This is a genomic window from Anaeromyxobacter sp., assembly GCA_016718565.1.
Classification (GTDB): domain Bacteria; phylum Myxococcota; class Myxococcia; order Myxococcales; family Anaeromyxobacteraceae; genus JADKCZ01.
This window is the reverse complement of the sequence record JADKCZ010000010.1, coordinates 256,627-283,352: the sequence shown is the minus strand read 5'-3', so window position 1 is coordinate 283,352 and position 26,726 is coordinate 256,627. Positions and strand designations below refer to the sequence as shown.

Annotated in this window: 27 protein-coding genes and 1 pseudogene; 8 read left to right on the top strand and 20 right to left on the bottom strand. The window is 74.4% G+C overall.

Annotated features, from left to right (window positions below):
- Positions 1 to 105 precede the first annotated feature (105 nt).
- On the bottom strand, positions 106 to 756 hold the full coding sequence (locus tag IPO09_17985; protein ID MBK9519200.1) for a cytochrome c3 family protein: 651 nt from the start codon (positions 754 to 756) through the stop codon (positions 106 to 108).
- Positions 757 to 956: 200 nt separating this feature from the next.
- On the opposite strand from IPO09_17985, the gene IPO09_17980 reads away from it, so the two are divergent.
- On the top strand, positions 957 to 1,790 hold the full coding sequence (locus tag IPO09_17980) for a sigma-70 family RNA polymerase sigma factor (protein ID MBK9519199.1): 834 nt from the start codon (positions 957 to 959) through the stop codon (positions 1,788 to 1,790).
- On the opposite strand, the gene IPO09_17975 is transcribed toward IPO09_17980, so the two are convergent.
- The 6 genes and pseudogenes from IPO09_17975 to IPO09_17950 all read right to left on the bottom strand — a co-directional run bounded on the left by IPO09_17975 (position 1,787) and on the right by IPO09_17950 (position 6,516).
- A complete protein-coding gene (locus IPO09_17975) occupies positions 1,787 to 2,506 on the bottom strand; it encodes a leucyl/phenylalanyl-tRNA--protein transferase (protein MBK9519198.1) in 720 nt (239 codons plus the stop codon). The genes IPO09_17980 and IPO09_17975 overlap by 4 nt on opposite strands.
- Before the next feature lie 157 nt (positions 2,507 to 2,663).
- The gene (locus IPO09_17970) at positions 2,664 to 2,855 is read right to left on the bottom strand and encodes a hypothetical protein (protein MBK9519197.1); all 192 of its coding nucleotides are present in this window, start codon (positions 2,853 to 2,855) and stop codon (positions 2,664 to 2,666) included.
- Between the two features lie 115 nt (positions 2,856 to 2,970).
- Complete coding sequence (locus IPO09_17965) at positions 2,971 to 3,531, bottom strand: DUF3501 family protein (GenBank protein ID MBK9519196.1); 561 nt, start codon at positions 3,529 to 3,531, stop codon at positions 2,971 to 2,973.
- Positions 3,528 to 4,888 (bottom strand): annotated as a pseudogene (locus IPO09_17960) (4Fe-4S dicluster domain-containing protein). Before IPO09_17960 ends, IPO09_17965 begins: the two are co-directional and overlap by 4 nt.
- 97 nt (positions 4,889 to 4,985) lie before the next feature.
- Complete coding sequence (locus IPO09_17955) at positions 4,986 to 5,405, bottom strand: rubrerythrin (protein MBK9519195.1); 420 nt, start codon at positions 5,403 to 5,405, stop codon at positions 4,986 to 4,988.
- A 124-nt stretch (positions 5,406 to 5,529) separates the two neighbouring features.
- Positions 5,530 to 6,516, bottom strand: a complete 987-nt coding sequence (locus tag IPO09_17950; GenBank protein MBK9519194.1) for a dihydroorotate dehydrogenase-like protein — start codon at positions 6,514 to 6,516, stop codon at positions 5,530 to 5,532.
- A gap of 167 nt (positions 6,517 to 6,683) precedes the next feature.
- Here IPO09_17950 and IPO09_17945 point away from each other — a divergent pair, with 167 nt between their 5' ends.
- On the top strand, positions 6,684 to 7,157 hold the full coding sequence (locus IPO09_17945) for an SRPBCC family protein (GenBank protein MBK9519193.1): 474 nt from the start codon (positions 6,684 to 6,686) through the stop codon (positions 7,155 to 7,157).
- Here IPO09_17945 and IPO09_17940 read toward each other — a convergent pair.
- The 9 genes from IPO09_17940 to IPO09_17900 form a co-directional block, all read right to left on the bottom strand.
- Entirely contained in the window at positions 7,138 to 7,593 is a 456-nt protein-coding gene (locus tag IPO09_17940; protein MBK9519192.1) for a universal stress protein, read from the bottom strand. The two genes, IPO09_17945 and IPO09_17940, sit on opposite strands and share 20 nt — an antisense overlap.
- Before the next feature lie 199 nt (positions 7,594 to 7,792).
- Positions 7,793 to 8,998, bottom strand: a complete 1,206-nt coding sequence (locus IPO09_17935) for a HAMP domain-containing protein (protein MBK9519191.1) — start codon at positions 8,996 to 8,998, stop codon at positions 7,793 to 7,795.
- Positions 8,999 to 9,044: 46 nt separating this feature from the next.
- A complete protein-coding gene (locus tag IPO09_17930) occupies positions 9,045 to 10,088 on the bottom strand; it encodes an alpha/beta hydrolase (protein ID MBK9519190.1) in 1,044 nt (347 codons plus the stop codon).
- A 27-nt stretch (positions 10,089 to 10,115) separates the two neighbouring features.
- On the bottom strand, positions 10,116 to 11,756 hold the full coding sequence (locus IPO09_17925; protein MBK9519189.1) for a hypothetical protein: 1,641 nt from the start codon (positions 11,754 to 11,756) through the stop codon (positions 10,116 to 10,118).
- 75 nt (positions 11,757 to 11,831) lie between these two features.
- On the bottom strand, positions 11,832 to 12,434 hold the full coding sequence (locus tag IPO09_17920; protein MBK9519188.1) for a hypothetical protein: 603 nt from the start codon (positions 12,432 to 12,434) through the stop codon (positions 11,832 to 11,834).
- Positions 12,435 to 12,608: 174 nt separating this feature from the next.
- A complete protein-coding gene (locus IPO09_17915) occupies positions 12,609 to 13,856 on the bottom strand; it encodes an MFS transporter (protein MBK9519187.1) in 1,248 nt (415 codons plus the stop codon).
- On the bottom strand, positions 13,853 to 15,400 hold the full coding sequence (locus IPO09_17910) for an AMP-binding protein (protein ID MBK9519186.1): 1,548 nt from the start codon (positions 15,398 to 15,400) through the stop codon (positions 13,853 to 13,855). The genes IPO09_17915 and IPO09_17910 overlap by 4 nt, the downstream gene beginning before the upstream one ends.
- Before the next feature lie 15 nt (positions 15,401 to 15,415).
- On the bottom strand, positions 15,416 to 16,408 hold the full coding sequence (locus tag IPO09_17905) for a ketoacyl-ACP synthase III (GenBank protein MBK9519185.1): 993 nt from the start codon (positions 16,406 to 16,408) through the stop codon (positions 15,416 to 15,418).
- Entirely contained in the window at positions 16,405 to 17,130 is a 726-nt protein-coding gene (locus IPO09_17900; GenBank protein MBK9519184.1) for a TetR/AcrR family transcriptional regulator, read from the bottom strand. The genes IPO09_17905 and IPO09_17900 overlap by 4 nt, the downstream gene beginning before the upstream one ends.
- A gap of 66 nt (positions 17,131 to 17,196) precedes the next feature.
- Here IPO09_17900 and IPO09_17895 point away from each other — a divergent pair, with 66 nt between their 5' ends.
- Positions 17,197 to 17,943, top strand: coding sequence for an SDR family oxidoreductase (locus tag IPO09_17895; GenBank protein MBK9519183.1), 747 nt, complete (start codon positions 17,197 to 17,199; stop codon positions 17,941 to 17,943).
- Between the two features lie 78 nt (positions 17,944 to 18,021).
- On the opposite strand, the gene IPO09_17890 is transcribed toward IPO09_17895, so the two are convergent.
- Genes IPO09_17890 through IPO09_17875 form a run of 4 tightly spaced genes read right to left on the bottom strand, consistent with a single transcriptional unit; the run spans position 18,022 to position 20,721 of the window.
- On the bottom strand, positions 18,022 to 18,540 hold the full coding sequence (locus IPO09_17890) for an adenine phosphoribosyltransferase (GenBank protein MBK9519182.1): 519 nt from the start codon (positions 18,538 to 18,540) through the stop codon (positions 18,022 to 18,024).
- A 14-nt stretch (positions 18,541 to 18,554) separates the two neighbouring features.
- Positions 18,555 to 19,439: a peptidoglycan DD-metalloendopeptidase family protein gene (locus IPO09_17885; protein MBK9519181.1), complete on the bottom strand. Its 885-nt coding sequence runs from the start codon at positions 19,437 to 19,439 to the stop codon at positions 18,555 to 18,557.
- A complete protein-coding gene (gene surE, locus IPO09_17880; protein ID MBK9519180.1) occupies positions 19,436 to 20,200 on the bottom strand; it encodes a 5'/3'-nucleotidase SurE in 765 nt (254 codons plus the stop codon). The genes IPO09_17885 and surE overlap by 4 nt, the downstream gene beginning before the upstream one ends.
- A 35-nt stretch (positions 20,201 to 20,235) precedes the next feature.
- On the bottom strand, positions 20,236 to 20,721 hold the full coding sequence (locus IPO09_17875) for a MarR family transcriptional regulator (protein ID MBK9519179.1): 486 nt from the start codon (positions 20,719 to 20,721) through the stop codon (positions 20,236 to 20,238).
- Between the two features lie 143 nt (positions 20,722 to 20,864).
- Between IPO09_17875 and vorB the strand changes: the two genes are divergently transcribed.
- The 5 genes from vorB to IPO09_17850 are packed head-to-tail and all read left to right on the top strand — an operon-like array spanning position 20,865 to position 26,711.
- A complete protein-coding gene (vorB, locus tag IPO09_17870; GenBank protein ID MBK9519178.1) occupies positions 20,865 to 22,256 on the top strand; it encodes a 3-methyl-2-oxobutanoate dehydrogenase subunit VorB in 1,392 nt (463 codons plus the stop codon).
- Positions 22,253 to 23,683: a 2-oxoacid:acceptor oxidoreductase family protein gene (locus IPO09_17865; GenBank protein ID MBK9519177.1), complete on the top strand. Its 1,431-nt coding sequence runs from the start codon at positions 22,253 to 22,255 to the stop codon at positions 23,681 to 23,683. The genes vorB and IPO09_17865 overlap by 4 nt, the downstream gene beginning before the upstream one ends.
- Positions 23,684 to 23,731: 48 nt before the next feature.
- Positions 23,732 to 24,439 carry an oxidoreductase gene (locus IPO09_17860; protein ID MBK9519176.1) on the top strand — a complete coding sequence of 236 codons (708 nt, stop codon included), beginning with the start codon at positions 23,732 to 23,734 and terminating at the stop codon, positions 24,437 to 24,439.
- Entirely contained in the window at positions 24,439 to 25,521 is a 1,083-nt protein-coding gene (locus IPO09_17855) for an AI-2E family transporter (GenBank protein ID MBK9519175.1), read from the top strand. Before IPO09_17860 ends, IPO09_17855 begins: the two co-directional genes overlap by 1 nt.
- 20 nt (positions 25,522 to 25,541) lie before the next feature.
- Positions 25,542 to 26,711 carry an acyl-CoA dehydrogenase family protein gene (locus IPO09_17850; GenBank protein ID MBK9519174.1) on the top strand — a complete coding sequence of 390 codons (1,170 nt, stop codon included), beginning with the start codon at positions 25,542 to 25,544 and terminating at the stop codon, positions 26,709 to 26,711.
- Positions 26,712 to 26,726: the final 15 nt, after the last annotated feature.

The following is a 26,726-nucleotide window of genomic DNA, read 5'->3' as shown; positions in this document are numbered from 1 at the left end:
GGTAGGTGCCGGCGGCGGGGTCGGCCGCGCCGCCGGCCTCGGCCAGGCTGCGCCAGCGCTTCGGGGCCTCGGGCTGCGGGGCCGGCTGTCCGTAGATGGGGAGGCCTAGCGGTGGCATGTCGTGCAGTTCACCTTCGGTTTGACGTCGTACTTCTTGGCCAGCTCGGCCCCCAGGGCCGCCCGGTCGGCCGGCGGCACCCAGCGCAGGTTGGCGATCTCCTCCAGCGGGCGGAGGCGCGGCTGCGGGTTGCGGTGGCAGTCGAGGCAGAAGCCCATGGTGAGCGGCAGGGCCTGCTCGATGGCGGCCATCTGGTCCACCCGGCCGTGGCACTCGACGCAGCCCACGCCCTTGTTCACGTGGATGGCGTGGTTGAAGTAGACGAAGTCGGGGAGCTTGTGCACCCGGGTCCAGCGGATGGGCTGGTCCTGGAACCAGCTGGCCCGCACCTGGTCGAGCAGGGGGCTCTTGTTCCAGACCTGGGAGTGGCAGGCCAGGCACAGCTCGGTGGACGGGATGCCGGCGCTGGGGGCCTTGTCCACCGACGAGTGGCAGTAGCGGCAGTCGATGAGGTCGTCCTGCACGTGGTGCCGGTGGTCGAACTGGACCGGCTGGACCACCGGCGTCGCCACGTTGAGGCCGTAGGGCGTGCGCCAGTAGAGCAGCAGGCCGCCGATGGTGCCGGCGGCCCCCAGGCCGACGACGGCCAGGACCGTCATGAGGAGGGCGTTCGATTTCGGGGAGAAGAGTGCGCTCATGGGCGAACGGTCCCCGGATCAGGCGACGAGACGTGCGCAGGGGTCCGGGGCCCGCGTTGGGTCGTAAATTGATCTGCATCAACTTTTTTGGGAAGGTCTCAAACGGGGTGCACGGCCTCTCTCTGTTCGCCCCAGGTGAACCCCCCGTCCGTGGACTGGCCCTTGTGGGGCAGGGTGGTTCGGACTAAGGAAGGGCGCTGATGGAGCGCACCGACCAGGAGCTGCTGGAGGCCGCCCGCGCCGGGGACCGCCCCGCGCTGGAGGCGCTGCTGGCGCGCCACCAGCCCCGCGTCTACCGGTTCGGGCTGAAGATGTGCCGGGATCCGGAGGACGCCAAGGACGTGCTGCAGGACACCCTGCTGGCCGTGGCGCGCGGGGTGAAGGACTTCCGCGGCGCCTCGCAGGTGTCGACCTGGCTCTACACCATCGCCCGGAGCTTCTGCATCAAGAAGCGCCGCCGCTCCAAGTTCGCGCCCGAGGTGGAGGAGTCGCTCGACGCCCACGCGCCCGGCGAGGAGGCCAGGCAGCTGGCCGACCCGGCCCGGGGGGCCGACGAGTCCCTGGCCGGCCGGCAGATCGAGGTGGCGCTGGAGCAGGCCATCGGCGCCCTCGACCCGATGTACCGCGAGGTGCTGGTGCTGCGGGACGTGGAGGGGCTCTCGGCGCCCGAGGTGGCCGAGGTCATGGGGCTGTCGGTGGAGGCGGTGAAGAGCCGGCTGCACCGGGCCCGGGTGGCGGTGCGCGAGGCGGTGGCGCCGGTCATCGGCGTGCCCGGCGCGCTGGCGCCGCGCGCCTCGGAGTCCTGCCCCGACATCGTGCAGCTCTTCTCGCAGCACCTGGAGGGGGAGATCTCCTCCACCCTGTGCGCCGACATGGAGCGCCACCTGGGCGGCTGCCCCTCCTGCGCCTCCCGCTGCGAGTCGCTGCAGCGCACCCTGGCCCTGTGCAAGGCCACGCCGCTGCCGGCCGTGCCCACCCCGGTGCAGAACGAGGTGCGGGTGGCGCTGAAGCGGTTCATCGAGCTGCACACCTAGCCGTCCCCGGCGCTCTCCGCCCCTCCCGTCGTCGCCGCCAGCGTCCACGGGCCGGGCGCCGCCTCCACCCGCAGCGCCTCCGCCAGCGCCTCCAGGAACCGCGACCTCGGCCAGTCCTCCGCGCCGAAGCGGGCCAGGTGTTCGGTGCGCACCTGGCAGTCCACCAGCTGGACCCCGCGGCCCGCCAGGAACGCCACCGCCTCCACGAAGGCCGCCTTGGACGCGTCCGGCCGGGTGGCGAACATCGACTCGCCGAAGAAGGCGGCCCCCAGCGCCACGCCGTACAGGCCGCCCACCAGCGCCTCGCCCTCCCAGGCCTCGAAGGAGTGGGCCAGGCCGAGCCGGTGGAGCCCGAGGTAGGCCTTCGCCATGGCGGGGGTGATCCAGGTGCCGCGCTGGCCGGGGCGCGCCGAGGTGGCGCAGGCCTTCACCACCCGCTCGAAGGCCTGGTCGGCGGTGAAGCGGAAGGCGCCACGCCTGAGGGTGCGGGCCAGCGAGCGCGGCACGTGCAGGGCCGAGGGCACCAGCACCAGCCTGGGGTCGGGTGACCACCAGAGGATGGGCGACCCCCGGCTGAACCAGGGGAAGATGCCGCTGGCGTAGGCCGCCACCAGCCGGGCCGGCGTGAGGTCGCCGCCCACCGCCAGCAGGCCGTCGGGCTCGGCCAGGCTGGGGTCGGGGAAGACGGGCTCGTCGGGGAGGCGGAAGAGCGGCACCGGGGCAGTCTACGCCGGCGCCGCCGGGCCACCGACGATCCGGCCGCCGCCCCGCGGTGGCGGGAGCGGCGGCCGGTGGGTGGAGCTCTCGGCTGCCAGGGGGTGGTCGGGCCCGGGGGCCTGCGCGCGGGCTCGTGGCCCGGCGCCCGACGCGGGCTCAGGACCGCGACGGCCGCTTGGGGGCCGGGGCCTGGGTGACCACCTGGGCGGCCTGCGCCCCGGCGGAGGCCGCGCCGGCGGCCAGCTCGGCCTGCGACGCCGTCGGGGCGGCGTCCGGCAGGACGGCGATGCTGAGGATGAACCCGACTTCGAGGACCAGCACCAGCGCGGCGGGGATGATCGACTTCATGACGGCCTCCATGCACGGCACTACGGAGGCCTCCCCCGCCTATTTCACCACCCCACCCGCCGCGCCCGGTCGCCGCACCTGCGGCCCCGCCGGGTGCGGCGCCGCGGCGTGGCGCTCAGGTCCCGGCGGCCAGGTCCTGGCGCAGCGCCGCCCGCTGCTCGGGGGTCAGCGCCACCTCCAGCGTGAGGGCCGGCAGGTCGGCGCCGGCCGCCACCGGCACCTGCCCCTTCACGTCGAACTTGAGGTACTGCACCGAGGAGAGCCGCTCCTCGCTCACCTGCCGCGCGTCGTAGGTGGCCCGCACCCGCGTGCCGTTCTCCAGGGCGAGATAGAGGTGGGCCTCCAGCCCGCGCCAGCGGCCCAGCTTGTCGTCGCGCTCGGCCGGGTCGGTGATCTCGATGAGCAGGGTGGCGCCCAGCTCGCCCGGCCCGCCCAGCAGCTCGTTGTAGGTCTCGAGCTCGTGGCGGATGTCGGCCTCCCGGGTCATCCGCTCGGCCTTCACCATCTCCTGGACCTGGTAGCGGATGGTGGCGGTGTTCTCGAACAGCAGGGTCAGGTTCGGGCCGACGTGGATGCGGCGCGGCTTCTTGGCCTCGATGATGGCCGGCCGGATCTCCGGGCGGGCCCGCTCGTAGGCCTCGAGCGGCAGGATCTCCTCGCGCGTGACGTGCCTCACGGGGTCTCCCCTCCCTCGCCGGGGCCGAAGCCCTGGCCGCGGTAGGCCCGGGCCAGGAGCGACATGGGGTGCAGCGGCTTCTGGCCGGCGTGCTGCTCGAACTGCAGGGCCGCCAGCGGGCAGTCGGTGGCCCAGGTCTCGGCCCCGGCGGCCTTCATGCCGTCGAAGGCCTTCTGCCCGATGCGCTGCGACGGGCCGAACCCCTCCACCGTCATGGCGTAGGTGCCGTCGTGGCCGCAGCACTCCATCACGGTGCCGGACACCTGCACCCCGGGGATCTTGCGCAGCAGGTCGCGCCCCTTGAAGCCCACCCCTGGGCCCGCAGGTGGCAGGGGGCGTGGTAGGCCACCTTGCCGCCCGGCGGCGTGCTCTTGAAGGCCGTGCTGAAGCGCGGCTCCTCGCGGATGGACCAGAGGTACTCGGAGACGTCCATCACCGCCGGGGCGAGCCGCTCGGCCCGGGCCCGGTCCGGCCCGTCGAGCAGGTGCGGCCACTCGCGCCGCATCATCATCGAGCAGGTGGGGTTGATGACCAGCACCTTGGCCCCGCGCTCCACGTACGGCAGGAGCAGGTCGAGGTCGACGTGGGCCTGGGCCCGGAGCGACTCGAGGTCCCCCTGCTCCCAGGCCGGCATGCCGCAGCAGCGCAGCCCCTTGACCACCCGGGCGTCCACGCCGTTCTGCTTGAGCACGAAGAGCGCGTCCTTGCCCACCTGCGGCTCGTTGTGCTGCACGAAGCAGGTCTGGAAGAGCACCACCTCGCCGCCCGGCTCGGCGCGGACGTGCCCGGCGCGCTCGGCCCAGGCGTCGAAGGGCTCGGCGGCGAAGTCCGGCAGCAGCTTGTCGCGGTGCACCCCCACCGCCTTCTCCAGCAGCACCCGGAACGGGCGCACCCCGTTCATCACGTTGGCCATGCCGAAGCTGGCGCGCGCCAGCCTGGCCGCGCCGTCGGGATCGTTGAGGACGCGCATCCGCAGCGTCTTCCCCTTGCCGCGCCGCTGCACGCCGCGCCAGCGGTGCACCAGCTTGGGGAAGTCGAGCTGCCAGGCGTGCCCGTCGCGCGGCGTGTAGGGGCACTGCACCTCGCAGAGCTTGCACTGGAAGCAGGCGTCCATGACCTGCCTGGTCTCCGCCGCCGTGACCTTGGCGACGTCGCCGTCGTGCTGCTGGTCGATGGCCTTGAAGAGCAGCGGGAAGCTGTCGCAGTACTTGAAGCACATGCGGCAGCCGTGACAGATCTCGAAGGCGCGGTGGACCTCGCCCTGCAGGGCGTCCGGCTGCCAGTACTTCGGCTCGGCCGGGTCGTAGCTCAGGCCGGGCGTGGGGTCGTAGGTGATGGTTCTTCCGGTGGAGCTCATGGGCCCTCCTCGGACGTGGGAGTGAGAAGCACGAGGAGCCCGGCACCTCGTGAGGGCACCGGGCTCCGCGGACCGCGCTTCGGCTGTGCGGGACCGGCTAGCTGATGGTCTTCAGCATCTTGTCGAAGCGGCCGGCGTGGGACTTCTCGGCCTTGGCCAGCGTCTCGAACCAGTCGGCCACCTCGCCGAAGCCCTCCTCGCGGGCCGTCTTGGCCATGCCCGGGTACATGTCGGTGTACTCGTGGGTCTCGCCGTGGATGGCGGCCTTGAGGTTGAGCGTGCTGTCGCCGATGGGCAGCCCGGTGGCCGGGTCACCCACCGCCTTGAGGAAGTCGAGGTGGCCGTGCGCGTGGCCGGTCTCGCCCTCGGCGGTCTCGCGGAAGTTCATCGCCACCTCCGGGTAGCCCTCCACGTCGGCCACCTTGGCGAAGTACAGGTAGCGGCGGTTGGCCTGCGACTCGCCCGCGAAGGCGTCCTTGAGGTTCTGGTGCGTCTTGCTGCCCTTCAGGTTTGCCATGGTGTCGTTCCTCGCCCTCGGATCGGGTTGGTGGTCTCGGTGGACCGAGAAGTTAGCGCGGCGAAGGGCCGGCGCACCGTCCCCGTTGGGGGCGGTGCGACGATCGGGTCCAGCCTGGCCTGGCTCAGATGTTCTGGGACAGGATCAGGTGGACGTACTGGGCCCGCTCGAAGGCGCCCGGGTCGGCGATCTCCTTCTGGCTGAGGGTGCCCCGCACCTCGCCCAGGTTGGCGTGGCCGCGCCGCTCCAGCCACTCCTCCATGCCGGCCAGCACCTTGCCCAGGTGGGGCACGCCGTTCTTCACCAGCGCCGAGGCCAGCTGCACCACCTGGGCGCCCGCCAGCACCTGCTTGAGCGCCCCGGGGGCGTCGTAGACCCCGGTGGAGGCGGCCAGCTGGAGCTTGACCCGCCCGTGCAGCAGCCCCATCCAGCGGAGCGGCAGCAGCGCCTCGGAGGGCGAGGAGAGGGTCATGACGCTGTGGGGGGCCAGCCGCTCCAGCGAGATGTCCGGCTGCAGGAAGCGGTTGAAGAGCACCAGCCCCTGCACCCCGGTCTTCTCCAGCTGCACCGCCATGTGGCCGAGCGACGTGAAGTAGGGCGAGAGCTTCACGGCGATGGGCAGCTTCACCGCGGCCCGGATGCCGGCCACGATGTCGAGGTAGCGGCGCTCCACCTCGGCGCTGCTCACCAGCGGGTCGGCCTCGACGGCGTAGAGGTTCACCTCCAGGGCGTCGGCGCCGGCCGAGGCGATGTCCTTGGCGTAGCCGGTCCAGCTGCCGGTGGCGCAGCAGTTCAGGCTGGCGATGACCGGGATGTCGAGCGCCTTCTTGGACCGCTCCACCAGCGAGAGGTACTCGTGCGGGCCGACGCGCTGGGGCGGGAAGTAGGTGCGGGCCTCCGGGTTGGAGTCGGCGTGGCGCGCCGCCGCCTCCTCGAGCACGGTGTTGGTGGCCTCGAGCTGCTCCTCGAAGAGGGAGCGCAGGACCACCGCGCCCGCGCCGTGCCCCTCCGCCGCCTCGAGGTTCTCGACGCGGTTGGACAGCGCGGAGGAGGCGACCACCAGCGGGCTCGGCAGGGTGAGGCCCAGGTAGTCGGTCGTCAGGTCGGCCATGGTGTCTCCAGGGTGTGGGATCTCACAGATAGCGACGACCCTACCGGATGCCAACCGGAGGTGTGCCGCCCTCGACGGGTACAGCGTGACGGGGGAGGCGCTGCCTTGGATGGGCGGTGCGTCCCCCTGCCGCCTACCATGTCCCCCCGCCCACCGCGAGGAATGCCATGGCCGTCCACGTCCTGACCTGCACCCAGCTCGTCCCCCGGCCCCGCCCGGAGGTCTTCGCCTTCTTCGCCGACGCCCACAACCTGGAGCGGATCACCCCTCCGTCGCTCCACTTCCGCATCCTCACCCCGGCCCCCATCGAGCTCAGGGCCGGCGCGCTCATCGACTACCGGCTCTCGCTGCTGGGGGTGCCCTTCTCCTGGCGCACCGAGATCGCGGAATGGGAGCCCGGCGCGCGCTTCGTGGACCGCCAGCTGCGCGGCCCCTACCGGAGCTGGCACCACACCCACACCTTCGAGGACGCCCCCGGCGGCACGCGCATGACCGACCGGGTGGCCTACGAGGTGCCGCTCGGGCCGCTCGGGGAGGTGGCGCGGCTGCTCTTCGTGCGGCGCCAGGTGGAGGCCATCTTCGACCACCGCCGCCGCGCCGTCGAGGCGCTGTTCGGGGGCGCTACGTCGGCGGCGGCCTGACGGTGAGCACCGGGCAGGGGGCCTTGCGGACCACCCGCTCGGCCACCGAGCCCATCAGGGCGTGCGTCAGCCCGGTGCGCCCGTGGGTGCCCACCACCACCAGGTCCATCCCCTTCTCGGTGGCGAAGGTGACGATCTCGTGGGCCGGCTCGCCCACCGCGGTGGCCGACTCCACCGAGGGGACGCCGGCCGCCACGGCGATGGCCTTCCACTCGGCCAGGTGGCGGTTGGCCTGCTCGGCCAGCTCCTCCAGCATCTTGCTGGAGGCCACGAAGGACCCGTCCGGGAAGGTGTACCCGGGCACCGGGTAGGCGTGGAACAGGGTGAGCGCCGCGCCGTGCTGCTTGGCCAGGGCGGCGGCCGTCTCCAGCGCCTCCCGCGAGGCGTCGGAGAAGTCGATGGGGCAGAGGAGCTTCTTCCAGTCGGCGCGAGCCATGATGCCTCCAGCCCGGATCCGTCCGGGACGAACTGACGAGGGGATCATACCCCCGGCGTCGCCCCGGCGGGGCGCGGCGCGCCGTGCCTGCGGGGGCGGGCGCACCCGGGGGCTGCGGCGAGGCGCCTCAGCCCGGGACCGCGAGGGGGGGAGCGGCCGGTCGGGCCGCTCCGTCGGGCCCGTCCTCCCCGCCGGCCGGTCAGGGCTCGTCGCGATCCGAGCGGCGCTGCTGGCCGCCGTCCGAGGGCCGGGACCGGCGCGCCTCCGCCACGAAGGCGCCCACGGCCGCCAGGGCCTGGTCCAGGAAGGCCTCCACCCGGCCGAGCTCGTCGTCCTGGCGCGGGGACAGCTCGGCGGGCTCCAGGTCGCCGCGGGCCAGCCGCTCCGGCAGCCCTGCCAGGGTCCGGCTCATGCGGTCCACCCGGTCGAAGACCAGCGTGTCGAGCAGGAAGACCACCAGCGCGGCCAGGCCGGCTGCGAGCAGCACCACCAGGATCACCACCCGCAGCCTGAGCTCGGCCACGCCGCCGAGCAGCGGCGTGATCTCGTGCAGCACCACCACGCCGCCCACCACCTCGCCCGACCCGTCGCGGAGGGGGAAGGCGCCCCGCGCCACCACCCGGTCGCCGTCGTGGGCGCGCGACAGCAGGGTCGGCGCGGCCGGCAGCTCGGCCACCCGCCCCAGGCTGCCGAAGAGGGCGTCATCGCCGGTGGTGGAGGTGATGGCCACCAGCTCGGCGCGCTCGTCCCAGCGCTCCGGCCGGCCGGTCACGGCGGCCCAGGCGGCCGGCTCCAGCTTCCGCTTGTCGAGGAGGAGTCCGTAGTCGTCGCCGGTGACCCGCTTGAGCCGGGACAGGAAGGTGTGGATGTCGCTGCCGAGCTCGAGGTAGCCGATGAGCCGTCCGCCCGACCGCCACGGCCGCACCACCCGCACCGCGAAGGCGGTGCGCCCGAACTCCCGGCCGCTGGTGGGCAGCCCGGTCTCGACGGCGCGCAGGAAGGTGGGGCGCCGCACCGCGTCGCCGAAGAGCTCGGGGCGGTGGACCCTGAGCAGCACGCCCCCCTCCCCGGCCGGGTGGAAGTACCAGTGGGTGACGCCGTGGGCGTCGCGCAGCTGCCGGAACATGGGACCGGCCTCGGCCAGCAGCCCGGCCCGGTCGCGCCGCTCCAGCAGGGCGGCCAGCGACTCGTCGCCCACGATGGCCTCGCCGAGCGCCGAGAGCCGGTCCACCTCGCTCTCCTCCTGCGCCTCCAGCGCCTCGGCGGCGTGCTCCAGCTCGGCCAGCGCCGCCAGGTCCACCGCCCGCTCGTGCACGAAGCGCATCAGCACGGCGGTGGCCACCGCGATGAGGCCCAGGCCGAGGACCAGCGGGAGGATCAGCTTGAGCCGGATGGAGAGGCGCACCGGGGCATTGTCCCACCATCCGGGGCGCGCGTCCCGGCGGCCACCCCTACGGCGCCGGCAGCGCGGCCAGGAACGGCCCCACCGCCGCCGCGTACTCCGCCGGGCAGTCGAGCTGCACCGAGTGGCCGCAGCCCGGCAGGCCGGCCAGCGCCGCCCCCGGGATGGCCGCCGCGCCGGCCGCCATCAGGTCGCGGGTGCGGCCGCCGTGCAGGAACGGGTTGGGGATGAGCCGATCCTCCTCGCCGAAGACCACCAGCGTGGGCGCCTGCACCTGGCCCAGGCTCTGGCGCACGAAGTCGTTCCTGGCCAGCGCCTGCACGCTGCGCACCTGGGCGTAGGCGTAGGCGTCGAAGCCCGGCGAGGTGGTGAGCCGGACCCGCTCCTCGACCAGCCAGGCGAGCTCCGGCCGCCAGCGCTGGAAGTTGGCCTGGGCCACCGTGCCCCACACCCCGTACTCGGGGGTCTTCTTCACCAGGGTGGTGGACATGACCGAGGTGAACCAGGCCTGCTCGCGCGGGGTGAAGGCCTCGAAGCCGGCCGGCGCGGTCAGCACCAGGGCGCGCACCTCGGCGGGGTGGCGGATGGCCCAGGAGAGCGCCGTCTGGCCGCCCATGGAGTGGCCCACCAGCACCACCCGGGTGGCGCCCAGGGCGGTGGTGAGCTCGCGAGCCGCCTCCCCCATGGCCTCCATGGTGTACGGGAAGGAGGCCGGCTTGTCCGACTTGCCGAAGCCCGGCAGGTCGAGCGCCACCACGTGCCAGCCGTCGGCGGCGAAGGCCTCGAGCTGGAACCACCAGAACTTGAGGTAGCTGCCCAGGCCGTGCAGGAAGACCACCGTGCCCTTCGGGCCGCCGCGGTTCAGCTCCACGTAGGCCACCGTGGGCGGGCGGGCCATCCCGAAGGCGCGGGCGGTCTCCGGCAGCTGGCGGGTGGCCACCGGCCAGGCCTTCCCGTCCGGGCCGGCGTACGGCAGGTCGGCGAAGTCGAGCGGCGGGCGCGTCGAGTAGCGGGGGGTGCAGGACGCCAGGGCGGCCAGCGCGAGGAGCGGGAGGGCGGCGCGGGTGAGGGTCGTGCCGTTGCGGATCGTCATGCCGGTGAAGGACATCGCGGGCTCCCCCTAGAAGGCGTACCAGGTGAAGGTGGTGAAGAGCGCGAAGGGGTCCTCCTTCACGGTGGAGGTCTCGCCGTCGAACCAGTCGCCGCGCACCAGGTAGCCGGCGTGCAGCCCCACGGTCATCAGGTAGCGGACCGTGTACTTGAGCTCGGCGTTCACCTCGGTGCCGATGACCTTGCCGCGCGGCGTGGCGCTGCCGGCGAACGGCGCGGTGCGGGCCACGCTGCGGGCGTGCCCGGCCCCCACCCGGAGGTTGAGCACGTTGGGCAGGAGGTCCCAGGCGGCGGTGGCCAGCACGGTCTGGAGGCCGGCCCCCTGGTTGGAGATGTCGGTGACCGCCCCGGTGTAGTTGTTGACGGTGCTGGTGAAGGGGAACAGGAGGAGCATGCGGTGGTTGAACCAGACCGCGCCCGGCAGGCCGTAGTAGTTGAGGGTGAAGGCGCCCTTGTAGGTGCCGTCGGTGAGGTCGCCGTCGCCGCTGGTGTAGAGCGCCTCCAGGGTGGCCACGTCGTTGGCCGTCCGGCCGTGGTTCCAGAGCAGCTCGGCGTCGGCCGTCAGCCCGCGGACGTCCACCTCCCGGTTCAGCGTGCTGCTGGCCAGGTTCGACCGGTAGCGGCCGCCGTTGAACATGACGAAGCCGGTGGCCGCCAGCTTGCCGGCCCTGAAGTCGACGTTGTGGTGGGCGTTCAGGCCGGCCCACCCGACCCACCCCGAGGGGCGATCGATGGAGAAGGGGCCGGTGCCGGTGAAGGTGGAGAGGCCGCCCGAGCCGGGGCCGGAGCGGACCAGCCCCTCGTAGGCGTAGGCGTCGCCCTTGGTGTCGTCCTGCAGGTACCAGAGCGAGCCGCCCACCCAGGTGCCCGGGGCCACCTCGACGGCCTGGTCGGCCAGGGCCAGCCAGGCGAACTTGAGGCGCGGGTCGTCCTGGGTGGCCTTGTCCGGCTGGGCGCCCTGCAGCGGGAACCAGCCCAGGCGGCTGCGGCCGTGGCGCTGGGAGAAGAGCTGCACGCCGGTGGCGTCGGTGCCGGCGAAGGCCAGCTTGTAGCCGGTGCGGGTGACGTCGAAGAGCGAGCTGCGGGTCGGGTCGAGCGGGTTGTCGTAGAGCGACTGGGTGCCGATGAGGATGGTGAGGAGGTCCGGGTCCTTCCACGGGTAGATGGCGACGTTGACGTTCTTGGTCTGGAGGTTGACCTCGTCGGCGTTGAGGCCGCCGCCCTCGTTGGGCTGCACGCTGTTGGCGGCCCGCCCCCAGACGTAGTCGATCTCGAACTGCGCCCGGAAGGCGGCGCGCCCGTCGAGGAAGTTGGGGGTGTACTCGAAGACCGGGATCCAGCGCTGCTCCACCCAGGTGCCCAGGCCGGTCTTGCCGGCGTAGACCCGGCTGCCCGCCTGGTTGCCGATGGGGCCGAGCGACACGCCCTTCAGGCCGGTGGGGTCGCCGATGGCGTTGGTGGCGGTGGCCCGGGTGAAGAAGTAGTTGATGAGCCGGAACTGCTGCGGCGGCCCGTCCTGCTCGCGCGCCTGGGCGTCGTACCAGGCGTCGTAGGCGACGCCCGGGACCACCGGGGTCTGCGCGGCGGCGGCCAGCGGGCCGAGCGCCAGGGCGGCGGCCAGGGCCAGGGGGACGCGGGGCGTGGCGGGCATGGCGGGGCTCCTTCCGCGAGGCGGGGGCCGGGCCGGCGGCCGCACGGGGCGGCGCGCCGGACCGGCGGGTCGGGCTTACGGGATGCGGTAGGTCTGGACGGCGTTGCCCGTGAAGGCCAGGCCGTTCAGGGTGACGGTGCCGGCCTGGCCCACGGCGCCGCCGGCGCAGCGGTGGCCGGTGGCCTGGCCGCCGAAGAAGAGCTCCAGCTGCAGGGTCTTGCGATCGGCCGAGAAGGCGCCGCGCCCCTCCTGCGAGAAGCCGGTGTAGGTGATGGTGAAGTCGAAGCAGGTGCCGTTGGCGGCCACGTTCTCGATGAGGACGGCGGCCGACGAGAAGGTGAGCGGGTTGCCGAGGGCGGCGGCGTTGTCGCAGGTGCCGATGGAGCCGGCGGTGGGGGCGCCGCTGAGCGTGCCGAGCTGCGAGACGACGCTCCAGGTGCCGGCCGCCACCGACATGCCGACCGACACGTAGCACTGGGTCGAGGCGCCGAAGTTCTGGTTCTCGTTGAAGCCGTTCGGGTGGCTGGGGATGTCGGCCCCGGTCATGGTCATCGTCTTGCCGTCCAGGTAGGTGGCGATGGCGGCGGGGGTGTCGACGTTGGGGGCGACCTCGTCGCTGGAGCCGCCACAGGCGGCGAGGAGGAGGACGGCGGCGGCGGTGGCTGCGAGGGTCTTCATGGTGGGCTCCTTGGGAACGGTGCGGCGGTGAGGCAGGTGGGTCGGGGTCGGGGTCGTGGTCGGGGTCGTGGTCGGGGTCGTGGGTCGGGGTCGGGGTCGGGGTCGGGGTCGTGGTCGGGGTCGTGGTCGGGGTCGAGGTCGGGGTCGGGATCGAGGTCGGGGTCGGGATCGAGGTCAGTGGGGCGCCGGATCGGCGGCCATTCCCGGGGTTCCGTCGAGCGTCCCCCTGGGCCGCAGGAAGAGGATGGCCAGCGTGAGCACCGCCGAGCCGGCCACCACCATGGCGATGGCGTGGCCCAGGGGGCGGGCCTGGCCGGCGGCCAGCCAGGCCACCAGGGGCGGCGTGCCGGCGGCCAGCAGCGCCCCCACGTGGTAGACGATGCCCACCGCCCGGGCCCGCACGTTGGCGGCGAAGAGCGAGGTGAGCAGGAGCGGGGTCACGCCCGAGATGCCGGCGCCGGTGGCCCCGGCCAGCAGCGCCCCGGCCCACAGCCAGCCGGGCGCGGCCCCCACGTAGAGCGGCAGCACCGGCAGGAGCGCCACCACCGGCAGCGCCAGCGCCAGCACCACCCCGCGGCGGGCCGCCAGCGTGCCCCAGGTGATGGCCCCGGCCATCATCCCCAGGTTGAAGAGGATGACCAGGAAGGAGACGTCGGCGGCGGCGCGGCCGAGCTGGGTGGTGAGCAGCGTGGGCCACAGGCCGGTCAGGCCGTAGTAGATGCCGAAGCTGGCGCCCCACAGCACGCTGGCCCAGACGATCTTGCCGAGCACGCCCGGGGCGGTCAGGTCGGCCACGCTGGTGACCGGCCGGCTGGCCCGCTCCTTCTGCCAGTCGGGGCTCTCCGGCACCCAGATGCGGATGGGCAGCACCAGCAGCGCCGGCAGCGCCGCCACCAGGAAGAGGGCGCGCCACCCGTAGGTGGGCACGATGGCCGCCGAGGCCACCGCCGCCAGGATGTAGCCGATGGCCCAGCTCCCCTGCAGCACGCCCGAGGCGATGCCGCGGCTCCGCTTGGGCCAGTTCTCCATGGCCAGGGTGGCGCCGCTGGTCCACTCGGCCCCCATGCCGAAGCCGAAGAGGGTGCGGAAGACCAGCACCCAGGCGAAGGTCGGGGCGAAGGCCACCGCCCCGTCGCAGAGCGCGAACCAGACGATGGAGATCATGAGCGGCAGCTTCCGCCCCCAGCGGTCGGCCGCCCAGCCGGCCGCCACGCCGCCCGCCAGCCGGAAGAGGAGCGTCAGCGTGATGCTGCCGGCGGTGGCCACCCAGGTGACCCCGAACTCGGCGGCGATGGCCGGCATGGCCAGGAGGAAGATGGTGAAGTCGAAGCCGTCCAGCACCCAGCCGGACCAGGCCGCCAGGAAGGAGATCCACTGCGGGCGGGTCGGCTCCCGCCACCACGGCTGCGACGGCTGGTTCACGCGGCCCCCCCGGCCGCGGCGAGGCGGCGCAGCTCGGTCTTGAGGATCTTGCCGGCCGCCGAGAGCGGCATGGCGGCCAGGATGGTGACCCGCTTCGGCACCTTGTAGCGGGCCAGGCGGGCGCGCAGGTGCTCCAGCAGCGGCTCCGCCTGCAGCGCCGCGCCCTGCCGGGCCACCACGAAGGCGTGGCCCACCTCGCCCCAGCGGGCGTCGGGCACGCCCACCACGGCGGCCAGCGCCACGTCCGGGTGGAGCGCGAGCGCGCCCTCCACCTCCAGCGGGTAGACGTTCTCGCCCCCGGAGATGAACATGTCCTTGCGGCGGCCGGCCACCGTGAAGAACCCCTCGGCGTCCAGCCGGCCCAGGTCCCCGGTGTGCAGCCAGCCGTCGGCGTCGATGGGCGCGCCGGCGCCGGCCGGGTCGGCCTCGTAGCCGGCGCAGCAGGCCGGGCCGCGCAGCAGGAGCTCGCCCACCTGGTCCACGCCCACCTCGGCCCCGGCCGGATCCACCAGCCGCACCTCGACGAACTGGTTGGGCCGGCCCACCGTGCCGGCCTTGCGGGCGGCGTCGGCCGGGTCCATCGAGAAGACGCCCGGCCCGAACTCGGTCAGGCCGAAGCCCTGCTTGAAGGGGACGGCGTGGCTCCGCCGCCAGGCCTCCAGCAGCGGCACCGGGAGCGGCGCGCCGCCCGAGGTGAGGAAGCGCAGCCGCGACAGGTCGGCCGCGGCGAAGCCGGGCGCCTCCAGCAGCTGCTGGAACTGGGTGGGGACGGCGAAGAAGATCGTCACCTGCTCGTCGGCCAGCAGGCGCAGCGCCTGGGCGGCGTCCCAGCGGCGCATCAGCACCACCCGGCCGCCCACGGCGAAGAGCGGCACGGTGTACACGAAGAGGCCGCCGGTGTGGAACATGGGCGTGTGGGTGATGGTGACGTCGCCCGGGCGCAGCTCGTGGACCAGGGTGGTGAAGGTGTTCCAGGCCACCTGCCGGTAGGTGATGCGGGCCGCCTTGGGCAGCCCGGTGGTGCCGCCGGTGAAGAGCAGGCAGAGCACGTCCTCCTCGCGGAAGGCCGGGTTCTCGACCGGCGCCGCCGGCGAGGCCGCCAGCGCGCCCTGGTAGTCCACCGAGCCCGGCAGGCCCGGGCCGTCGAGGTGGACCAGCCGGGCGGCCGGGGCGGCCTGGCGCGCCCCGCCGTCGAGCAGCGGCCCGAGCTCGCCCGAGTAGAGCAGCGCCGCCGGGGCGGTGCGCGCCACCAGGTCGGCCAGCTCGGCGGCGTGCAGCCGCCAGTTGTAGGGGACCAGCACCGCGCCCAGCTTGGCGCAGGCGAAGAGCGCGTCGATCACCTCGACGCCGTTGAGGGCCAGCAGGCCGACCCGCGCCCCGCGCGCCACCCGGGCCACGTCGCGCAGCCAGGCCGCCAGGCGGTTGGCGCGCTCGTCGAGCGCCGCGTAGGTGAAGCGGCCGGCGGCGCCGCGCGCCACGTCCACCACCGCCACCTGGTCCGGCCAGTAGAGCGCCCCGCGCGCCGCCCAGTCGCCGAAGTACACGGTCCCCTCCCCTCCTCAGGCGGTCCAGCGGACGAGCGCCGTGGCCATGGCCAGGCCGCCGCCGCTGGCGCACAGCGCCACCAGGTCGCCCGCCCGGACCCGGCCGAGGCGCACGGCGTCGTCGAGGGTCATGGGGATGCAGGCGCTGCCGGTGTAGCCCCACTTGTCCATGGTCCAGTGGGTCTTCGACATGGGCTGCCCCATGGCCGCCATGGTGGCCTCGATGGTGCGCAGGTTGAGCTGCGTGAAGACGAAGAGCGAGACGTCGTCCACCTCGAGGTCGCACCGCGCCAGCACGGTGCGCAGCAGGGCCGGCCAGCGCTCGGTGTTGAAGGTGGACGGGAACTTGCGGACGAAGCGCACCGCCGGGCGCCCCTCGGCGGCCACCCGCTCCGGCGTGGCCGGGTGCAGGGTGCCGCCGGTGTAGATGCCGAGCGCGTCGTGGTACTCGCCGTGGGCCTCCAGCCTGGCGCCCAGGAAGCCGGGCGAGTCGCCCGCCCCCAGCACCACCGCCCCGGCGCCGTCGGCGAAGAGGGTGCAGGTCTTCTTGTCGGTCCAGTCGACGAAGCGGGTCATGCCGTAGGCGCCCACCACCAGCACGTGGCGGTAGGCCTCGTCCGCCATGATGGTCTTGGCGGCCACGTCGAGCGCCGTGACGAAGCCGGCGCAGGCGCAGTTGAGGTCGTAGGTGCCGGCGTGGCGGGCGCCCAGCTTGTGCTGCAGCACGGTGGCGGTGGCCGGGCTGGGCTGGTCCGGGGTGTCGGTGGCCACCACGATCAGGTCGAGGTCCTCGGGGCCCAGGCCGGCCCGGGCCAGGGCGTCGCGGGCCGCCTCCAGGCACAGGTCGCTGGTCACCTGGTCGTCGGCCATGACGTGGCGCCGCTCGATGCCGACGTTCTCGCGCAGCCACTGGTCCACCGGCTGGCCCAGCCGGACCTCCAGCTCGGCGTTGGTGACGACGCGCTCCGGGACGTAGCGCCCGGTGGAGAGGATGCGGGCCCGCCTCATGGCGCCCGCCCGGGGGCGGCGCGCCGGGGCGCCCGGGCCGTGGCCCTGGCCCTGGCCGGGGTGGCGTGGCGGCGGGCCGGGCCGGCCGCGGCCGGGTCGCCCCCGTGGCCGGGCGCGGCCATGCCGTGGCGCACCAGCGCCGCCGCGGTGTCGAGCACCTGCTCCATGTCCTTGCCCTTCCCCCACAGCACGAAGCGCATGCCCAGGAAGTCGGCCATGCCCATCAGCGCGTAGGCCAGCGCCTCCGGGTCGAGCGGGCGCACCTGGCCCTTCCGCTGGGCGGCGCGCAGCGCCTGGGTGTAGGGCGCCGCGAAGCCGCGGTAGTAGCGCTGGAAGCAGGCCTCGTCGACGAACTCCGACTGGCGCACCACCCGGTAGAGCTGGCGGTGGCGCGCCGTGAAGGCGAAGAAGGCCCGCAGCCCCTCCCGCTCCACCTCGAGGCGGTCGTCCAGGCCGCCGATGGCGGCGGCCAGCTCGGCCTTGAGCCGCGCCCCCAGGCCGTCCACCACCTCCACCAGCAGCGCCTGCTTGTCGGCGAAGTAGACGTAGAAGGTGCCGAGCGCCACGCCGGCCTGGCGGGTGATGTCGGCGATGGAGGCCCGCTCGAACCCCTTCTCGCCGAAGACCACCTCGGCCGCCTCCACCAGCCGCAGGCGGGTGGCCTGGCCGCGCCGGGTGGGCGGGCGGGGGGGCGGAGCGGCGAGAGTTGAATTCCGATTCATGTTTCAGCTAAGGGGTAGATCGGCCCGCCGGAGAAGTCAAAGGCGCGGCCCAAGAGGGAGCACGGCATGGAGCTCGGGGACCTGAAGGTGATCGTGACCGGCGGCGCGCAGGGCATGGGCGCCCACTTCGTCAGGCGCCTGCACGAGGCCGGGGCCCGGGTGGCCGCCGGCGACGTCAACGAGGAGGGCCTGGCGGCGCTGCCGGCCGGGGTGGAGCGGCGGCGCCTCGACGTGACCGACGAGGCCGGGGTGGCCGACTTCGTGGCCTGGGCGGCCGGGCGGCTGGGCGGCCTGAACGCCCTGGTCAACAACGCCGGCATCATCCGCGACGGCCTGCTGGTGAAGCGCGACCGGCAGACCGGCGAGATCACCACCCTCCCCAGGAAGGACTGGGACGCCGTCATCGGCGTCAACCTGACCGGGGCCACCCTGATGGCCCGCGAGGTGGTGGCCACCATGGCCCGCGCCGGGACCCGGCCGGGCGTGATCGTCAACATCTCCTCGGTGTCCCGCCACGGCAACCGCGGCCAGTCGAACTACGTGGCCGCCAAGGCGGCGCTGGCCGCCAACACCGTGACCTGGGCCCGCGAGTTCGCCCAGTTCGGCGTGCGGGTGGGCGCGGTGGCCCCGGGCATGGTGGAGACCCCCATGACCCAGGGCATGAACCAGAAGGCGCGCGACGGCCTGGTGGCCGCCATCCCGGTGGGGCGCATCGGCCTGCCGGAGGACATCTGGCGGGCCGTGAAGTTCGTGCTGGAGTGCGACTACTTCGACGGGCGCTGCGTCGACGTGGACGGCGGCCTGGTCATGTGAGACGGGCCGGGGCGGCGGCCCGGGCCCCTGCGGCGCCGGGGGGCCCCAGGCCGCCCCGGTCCGGACCGCGGGCGCGGCTCAGTACTTCAGGAGCGCGTGCACCAGGCCGTCGCCGAGCTTCTGGGCGCCGCCCAGGAAGCCCAGCTCCACCAGGAACGAGTAGGAGACCAGGCGGGCCCCCTGCCGATCCACCAGCCGGCCGACCGCCTCGGCGGTGCCGCCGGTGGCCAGGACGTCGTCCACCACCAGCACCCGCTCGCCCGGGTGGAAGGCGTCCTCGTGCAGCTCGAGGATGGCCTCGCCGTACTCCAGGGCGTAGGCCTCGCGGATGGTGCGCCACGGCAGCTTGCCCGGCTTGCGCACGATGGTGAGCCCGGCGCCCAGCGCGTAGGCCAGCGGCGCGGCGAAGCAGAAGCCGCGCGACTCGATGCCCACCACCTTGTCGATGCGCTCGTCCTTCCAGCGGGCCACCAGGGCGTCGATGACCTGCCGGAAGAGCGGGCCGCTGGAGAGGACCGGGGTGATGTCCTTGAAGACGATGCCCGGCTTGGGGAAGTCGGGGACGTCGCGGATGACGGCGCGGACGGCGTCGAGCATGGGGGTGTCCTGTATCATGGGAGGAACAGCAAGGGGTTGCGCGGCCGGGTGCCGTCGCGCACCTCGAAGTGCAGGTGCGGGCCGCTGGTCCGCCCGGTCTGGCCGACGCGGGCCACCGGCTCGCCGCGCCGGACCTCCCGCCCCTCCTCCACCAGCACCTCGCTGCAGTGGGCGTAGAGCGTCACCAGGCCGCCCGGGTGCCGCAGGATGACGATGGAGCCGTAGCCGGCCTGCTCCCCGGCGTAGATGACGGTGCCGGCGGCGGCCGCGCCGATGGGCGTCCCCTCCGGCGCGGCGAGATCGATGCCGTCGTGGCGCCGCCCGGCCCGCACGCCGTAGCGGCCGTAGAGGACCCCCTTGAGCGGCCAGGCCAGGCGCGAGGCCTGGGTCGAGGTCGAGGTCGAGGTCGGCGTCGGGGTCGAGGTCGAGGTCGGAGTCGAGTTCGAGCCCGCCACCTTCCCCGTCGTCTCCTCCACGTCCACCACCCGGCTCGCCCCGGGCACGAACAGCTCGGTCCCCACCGACACCTGGCGCGGATCGACGATGCCGTTCACCTCGAGCAGGTCGGCCGCGTCGAGGCCGTAGGCGCGGGCGATGCGGTAGACGGTCTCGCCGCGCCGCACCAGGTGGGTGACGCCCACCACCTCCGGCTCCTCGTGGTACTCGGACGCCGCCAGCGGCACCGGGAGGGGGCGGGCAGGCCTGGCCGCCGTGGCGCCCGTGCCCGGCGGCGCGGCGCCGATCACCCCGGCCGGCCAGGGCGAGCCGGCGGCGGGCGGGCGGGCGCCGGCGCCCCCCGCGGTGGGTGGGGCCGCCGGGCGCACCACCCGGCGCGGCGCCGGGCAGGCCGTGAGCGTGAGCCCCACGGCGGCGGCGAGCCACGCCGCCCGCGAGGTCACGGCCCCGGCCCCTGCGGGTACCCGTCCACGGCCAGCGCGCCGAGCCCCGCCAGCGCCGAGTCGAAGGTCGCGTCGAGGTCCAGCGGGGTCACCGACGCCAGCCGGTCGAAGGTGACGCAGTTGCAGTCGGACCCCGGGATGTCCTCGTTGGTGGGGCCGCCCTCGCCGCCGATCCAGTAGTAGCGGCGGCCCCTCGGGTCGACCTTCTCCACCACCTCGTTGCCGTAGGTCCGCTTGCCCAGCCGGCACAGGCGGAAGCCCCGCACCGGCCCCGCCGGCACGTTCACGTTGAGCAGCACCGGCCCCGCCGGGCGGGAGGCCACCAGGGCCCGGGCCAGGGCGGCGGCGAAGCGGGCGGCCTCGCCGAAGTCGTGCGGCGGCGGGTGGGCCAGGCTGACGGCCAGGGCCGGCACGCCGAGCAGGGCCCCCTCCATGGCGGCCGCCACCGTGCCGGAGTAGTGCACGTCGTTTCCGAGGTTGGGGCCGTGGTTCACCCCGGAGACCACCACGTCGGGCCGCCGGCCCTTCAGCACCAGGTTGAGCCCCAGGTAGACGGCGTCGGTGGGCGTGCCGTCCACCGCGAACCAGCGGGGCGCCACCTCGATGAGCCGGAGCGGGCGGTGCAGCGAGATGGCGTGGGAGGAGGCCGACTGCTCGCGGTCGGGCGCCGAGACCCAGACCTCGTCGCCCTCGAAGGCGGCCGCCAGGGCGCGCAGCCCCGCGGCGTGGACGCCGTCGTCGTTGGAGAGGAGGACCCGCACCGGGCGGGAATGTAGCAGCGGCTCCGGCCAGGCCGCTACTTGGTGCGCGCGAGCTCGGTCGCCAGCTGCTCCAGCACCTCGCGCGCCGCCGCCACCGCGCGCGGCGAGACCTTGCCGAGGGCCCGGCGCACCGCCGCCTCCACCGAGCCGCCGCGGGTGGCGTCCACCGCCCGCCCCTTGGCGGTCAGCACCAGCCGCGCCCGCCGCGCGTCGGCCGGGTCGGCACGGCGCTCCAGCATCCCGTGCGCCTCCAGCCGCTTCAGCACGCCGGTGAGGGTGCTGGGGTGGAGGTGCAGGATCTCGGAGACCTTGCCGGCGGCGATGCCGGGGAAGCGGCCGACGATGCGGATGACCAGCCGCTGCGGGCCGGTCACCCCGGTGTTGGCCTCCAGCCGCTTGGACGAGGACTGCAGCTCGTGGTCCACGGCCCAGAGCGTCTGCATGAACTCCAGGACCTCACCGAGGTCCTGCAGCTCGACGTCCGGCTCGCCCTCGACCTCTCTCAAGTGTCGTTCGCCCATGGCTGTACCACGTGGACCCCGGCCGGGACGGATCGGCCACGGGCGGATCGCCACACCCTGGCAGGGCGCCGCGGTCGAGGGAGATGCGTGCTCGATTTCACGGGGGGCCTCTGCGACAATCCCGCCGCCGCCGAGGAGGTCCCATGGCCGTCGCCCCACCCCGTCCCAGGCCGTCCCTCCACCCCGAGTTCTGCAAGGGGTGCGGGCGGTGCGTCGAGGCCTGCGTCCAGCACTGCATCACGCCGGGCACCGCCATCGACCCGCTCACCGGCCTGGTCCCGGTGGTGCTCGACCTGGGGGACTGCAACCACTGCGGCCTGTGCCTCGACGCCTGCCCGGAGCCCTTCGGGCTGCTGGCGGAGGCCGAGCCGGCGCCGGAGATGCCGGTGCCGGAGGCGGCGCGTCCGGCCCAGGCCCCCGCCGAGGACATCCCCCCCACCCGCCTCCCCCTGCCGGAGGGGCGGCCCTTGATCCTGAAGGGCGCCCACGCCTCGGCCATCGGCGCCCTGCTGGCCGGCTGCCGCCACTTCTTCGGCTACCCCATCACCCCCTCCACCGAGGGGGCCGAGCTCATGGCGCGCCTGCTGCCCCAGCTGGGCGGCCACTTCGTGCAGGCGGTCAGCGAGGTGGCGGCCGTCAACATGCTGTACGGCTGCGGCGGCGCCGGCCTGCCCACCATGACCTTCACCTCCTCGCCGGGCTTCAGCCTGATGCTGGAGGGGGTGAGCTACCTCATCGGCGCCGAGGTGCCCTGCGTCATCGTCAACGTGATGCGGGGCGGCCCCGGGCTCGGCAACATCGCCCCCGAGCAGTCGGACATCAAGCTGGTCTGCCGCGGCCTGGGCCACGGCGCCACCCACGCGGTGGTGCTGGCCCCGGCCACGCCGCAGGAGATGCTGGACTTCACCGCCCTGGCCTTCGAGCTGGCCTTCAAGTACCGCAACCCGGTCATCGTGGCGGCCGACGGCTACCTGGGCCAGATGACCGGCAAGGTGACGCTCCCGCTGGCGGGCGTCCGGCCGGGCCTGCCGGGCTGGGCGGTGCACGGCGACCGGGCCCACCGCGGCAACCTGATCAACTCCATCCACCTCTCGGAGGCCGACCTGGAGGCGCACAACCGCCACCTGCAGGCCAAGTACCTGCGCATCTCCAAGGCCGAGCAGCGGGCCGACCTGTACCGCTGCGCCGACGCCGAGGTGCTGCTGGTGGCCTGCAACACCCCGGCCCGCATGGCCAAGGGGGCGGTGCGGGCGCTGCGCGACGAGGGGATCGCCGCCGGCCTCTTCCGGCCGCAGACGCTCTGGCCCTTCCCCATCAAGGCCCTGCTGCCGCTGCTCGACCACGTCCGGCGGGTGGTGGTGGTGGAGGCCAGCGAGGGGCAGCTGGAGGACGAGCTGCGGCTGGCCCTCTCCCACGCCGGGGTGGGGCACGGGCTCGACCTGCGCCACGTGCGGCGCATGGGCGGGGTGCTGCCCTCGCAGCGCGAGATCGTGGACGGGGTCCGGGCGGCGCTGCCGCGGAGGGCGCACGCGTGAGCACGTTCTACCAGCGGTTCGAGCGGCACGACCACGCCACCGGCCTGAAGGCCCACTCCACCCACTACTGCCCGGGCTGCGGCCACGGCCTGGTCCACAAGCTGCTGGCCGAGGCCATCGACGCGCTCGGGCTGCAGGACCGGGTGGTGGCCATCTCCCCGGTGGGCTGCAGCGTCTTCCTCCACTACTACCTGGACGTCGGCAACAGCCAGGCGGCCCACGGGCGCGCCCCGGCGGTGGCCCTGGGCCACAAGCTCGCCAACCCGAAGGCGGTGGTGGTGAGCTACCAGGGCGACGGCGACCTGGCCTCGATCGGCCTGGCCGAGATCGTGTCGGCGGCGCAGCTGGGCGTGCCCCTGACGGTCATCTTCGTCAACAACGCCGTGTACGGCATGACCGGCGGGCAGCTGGCCCCCACCACGCTGATGGGCCAGAAGACCTCCACCAGCCCGTCCGGCCGCACCCGCGGCATGGGGCAGCCGCTGCGCATGGCCGAGCTCATCGCCCAGATCGACGGGCCGGTCTACGTGGAGCGGGTGGCCCTCTTCGACGCCAAGCAGCGCCGGCGGGCCGGCAGGGCCATCGAGAAGGCGCTGCGGCTGCAGGCCGAGGACGTGGGCTTCGCCTTCGTGGAGGTGCTGGCGGAGTGCCCCACCCACCTCGGCATGTCGCCGGTGGAGACCGAGGCCTGGGTCAAGGCGGCCATGGTCCCGGTCTTCCCGCTGGGCGTGAAGAAGGACCTGACCCCGCCGCCGGCCGAGCCCTGGCCGGTGCCGGACTTCGACCCGGCCTCGGTGCTCACCGCCATCGGCGGGCTGGACCCGGCCGTGCCCCGCTTCTGCCAGGGCTTCCCGGCGGCCCTCTTCGGCGACGACGTGGCGCTCAAGCTGGCCGGCGCCGGCGGCGACGGCGCCCAGACCGCCGCGCTGCTCCTCACCAAGGCCGCGGTCAACGAGGGCTTCGACGCCACCCACATCCCGTCCTACGGCCCGGAGTCGCGCGGCGGCACCTCCTACGCCGACGTGCGCATCGCCGAGGGGGAGGTGCTCTCGCCGGCCGCGCCCCACCCCCACGTGCTGGTGGCCTTCAACGCGCCCAGCCTGGCCAAGTTCGGCCCCGAGGTGGTGCCGGGCGGGGTGGTGATCTACGACTCGTCGGTGGTGCCGGCGCCGCCGCTGCTCGACCCCTCGGTGCGGGTGGTCGGCGTGCCCTGCGCCGAGCTCGCCCACGGGCTGGGCCGGGTGGTGGTGAAGAACGTGGTGGCGCTCGGCGCGCTGATCGGCGCCACCCACCTCTTCCCCCGGGAGACCCTGCTGGCGGCCCTCCGGCTGGCGCTGCACGCCAAGCCCGGGCTCATCCCGCTCAACGAGCAGGCGCTGCAGCTGGGCATCGAGGCGGCCGAGGCGGCGGGGCCGAAGCCGGGGTGAGGTGGGGCGCCGAGCGCCCACGCCCCCGCGGTGTTACCGTGGCCCCTCATGCTCGGACCCACCGACTACCACCCCGTGCCCGTGGCCGACACCTGGGACGAGACCGCCGCCCTGCGCGCCATCCGCCTGGCGCTGCCGCCGGGGCTGGCGGTGCAGCACACCGTGGCCGGGCAGGTGCTGAAGGTGAGGACCGCACCGGGCGAGGGCTTCTTCGCCCTGTCCTCGGCCCCGGCCCAGGACGGCAGCGTGGAGCTCCTGCTCAAGCGCGGCGGCAAGGTGGCCGACGCGGCGCTGGCCGCCGCCCTGCCCGGCGCCGACCTCCAGGTCACCGCCCCCTTCGGCCGCGGCTTCCCGCTGGCGCCGGCCCTGGGGCACGACGTCCTGCTCTTCGCCGCCGGCGCCGGCATCGCGCCCATCCGGGCGCTGCTGCAGACCCTGCTGCGCCGGCGCGACGAGGTGGACCGCATCGTCCTCTTCTACGGCCAGCGCCACGGCGGCGAGTTCGCCTACCGCCGCGAGCACCTGGCCTGGGAGCGGCGCGGCGTGCGGGTGGTGCTCTGCCCATCGGCCGCCGACGACGCCTGGGAGGGGGTCCGCGGCCGGGTCCTCGAGGTGGCCCGCACCCTCGACTTCGGCGGCGCCCGGCTCCCCGAGGCCGTCTCCTTCGTCTCCGGCATGTCGGCGATGGTCGCCGACGTGAAGGAGACCCTCTCGCGCGCCGGCGTCCCGCCGGACCGCGTGCTGCTCAACTTCTGATGACCCGCTCCGACCTGCAGCGCCACTTCCTCCTGGCCCTGGTGATCACCTCGGTGGCCCTCACCGTGGTCCTGGTCTCACCGTTCTGGTCGTCGCTGCTGGTGGCGGCGGTGCTGGCGGCCGTCTCGGCCCGGCCCATGGCCTGGCTCAGCGGCAGGCTGCGGGGGCGGCGCGAGGCCGCCGCCGGCCTGCTGGTGCTGGTGCTGCTGGCGGCGCTGGCCCTGCCGGTGGCCGCGGTGGTCACGGTCATCGCCGGCCAGGCGGTGGAGGGCTTCGCCTGGCTGCGCCTGGCGCTGGCCTCCGAGGGCGTCACCGGCCTCATCGCCCGCCTGCCCTCCTGGCTGGAGCCGCTGGCGCAGCGGCTCGTCGCCTCGGTGCCCGACCTGCAGGCCGAGGTGCAGCAGCTGGCCGGCGCGGGCGGCGGGCAGGCGGTCACCGCGCTGGGCGGCCTGCTGGCCGCCACCGGCGGCGCGCTGCTCAAGCTGGGCGTCACCCTGGCGGCCTACTTCTTCTTCCTCACCGACGGCCACCGGCTGGTCTCCTGGCTGGAGCAGGCCGCGCCGCTGGCGCCCGGCCAGTTCCGCGAGCTGACCGGCGAGTTCCGCCGCACCGCCGTCTCGGTGCTGATCGCCACCGTGGCCACCGCCGGCATCCAGGCCGGCGCGGCGCTGGTGGGCTTCCTGCTGGCGAGCGCGCCCGGGCCGGCCTTCCTCACCAGCGTCACCTTCATGGTGGCGCTGGTGCCGGCGGTGGGCGGCACGGTGGTGGTGCTGGCGGTGGCGGTGCTGCAGTACCTCTCCGGCCACACCTGGGCCGCCATCTTCCTGGCGGTCTGGGGCGTGGGGGTGGTCTCGGTGGTGGACACGGTGGCCCGCCCCTACCTGCTCAAGGACGGGATGGACCTGCCCATCGGCATCGTCTTCCTGGCCCTGCTGGGCGGCGTGGCCGCCTTCGGCGTCATCGGCATGGTGCTCGGGCCGCTGGTGGTCACCTTCCTCATCGCCGCGCTGCGCATCTGGCGCCGCGACCAGGACGAGCACGAGGGCGTGCTCCCGGCGGAGGGGCCGGAGGGGCCCCCGTGACGCCCCGCGACCCCGCCCCGCTGGACCTCTTCCGGGTCGAGGAGCGGCTCGGGGAGGAGGCCCGGCTGGCCCGCCGCAGCGTGGCCCGCTTCGTGGACCAGCGCGTCCTGCCGGACATCGCCCGCCACTTCCGCGAGGGCACCTTCCCCCGCGAGCTGGTGCCCGAGCTGGCGGCGCTGGGCCTCCTCGGCATGACGCTGCACGGCCACGACTGCGCCGGGGCCGCGCCCAGCACCTACGGCGCCTGCATGACCGAGCTGGAGCGGGGCGACTCGGCCATCCGCTCCTTCGCCTCGGTGCAGGGCGCGCTGGTCATGTACCCCATCGACGCCTTCGGCTCGGAGGCCCAGCGCGACCGCTGGCTGCCGGCCCTGGCGCGCGGCGAGGCCATCGGCTGCTTCGGCCTCACCGAGCCCGACGCCGGCAGCGACCCGGGCGCGCTGCGCACCCGCGCCCGGCGCGACGGCGGCGACTTCGTGCTCGACGGGACCAAGGCCTGGATCACCAACGGGTCGCTGGCCGACGTGGCGCTGATCTGGGCCAAGGTGGGGGGTGACGATCCGCGCTCCATCCGCGGCTTCCTGGTGGAGCGCGACGCCCCGGGCTTCAGCGCCCGCGACGTGCCGCGCAAGCTGGCCCTGCGCGCCTCGGTGACCTCGGAGCTCTCGCTCGACGGGGTGCGGGTGCCGGCCGACGCCGTGCTGCCCGGCACCGAGGGGCTGGGGCTCAAGGGGCCGCTGGCCTGCCTCAACAAGGCGCGCTTCGGCATCGCCTGGGGCGTCATCGGGGCGGCCCAGGCCTGCTTCGAGGCGGCCCGGGCCCACGTCCGCGAGCGGGTGCAGTTCGGCCGCCCGCTGGCGGCCCGCCAGCTGGTGCAGGCGCGGCTGGTGGACGTCTGGGAGGGGATCGTGCACGCCCAGCTCCTGGCGCTCCGCCTCGGCGAGCTGGAGGACGCCGGCCAGGCCACCCCGGTGCAGATCTCCATGGCCAAGCGGGCCAACGTGCGGATGGCCCGCGACGCGGCCCGCGCCTGCCGGGAGCTGCTGGGCGCCTCGGGCGTGGTCGACGACCACGTCCCCATGCGCCACATGGCCAACCTGGAGGCGGTCTCCACCTACGAGGGCACGCACGACGTGCACACCCTCACCCTGGGGCGGGCCGCCACCGGCTACGACGCCTTCGGGGGCTGAGCGGCTCCTGCCGCT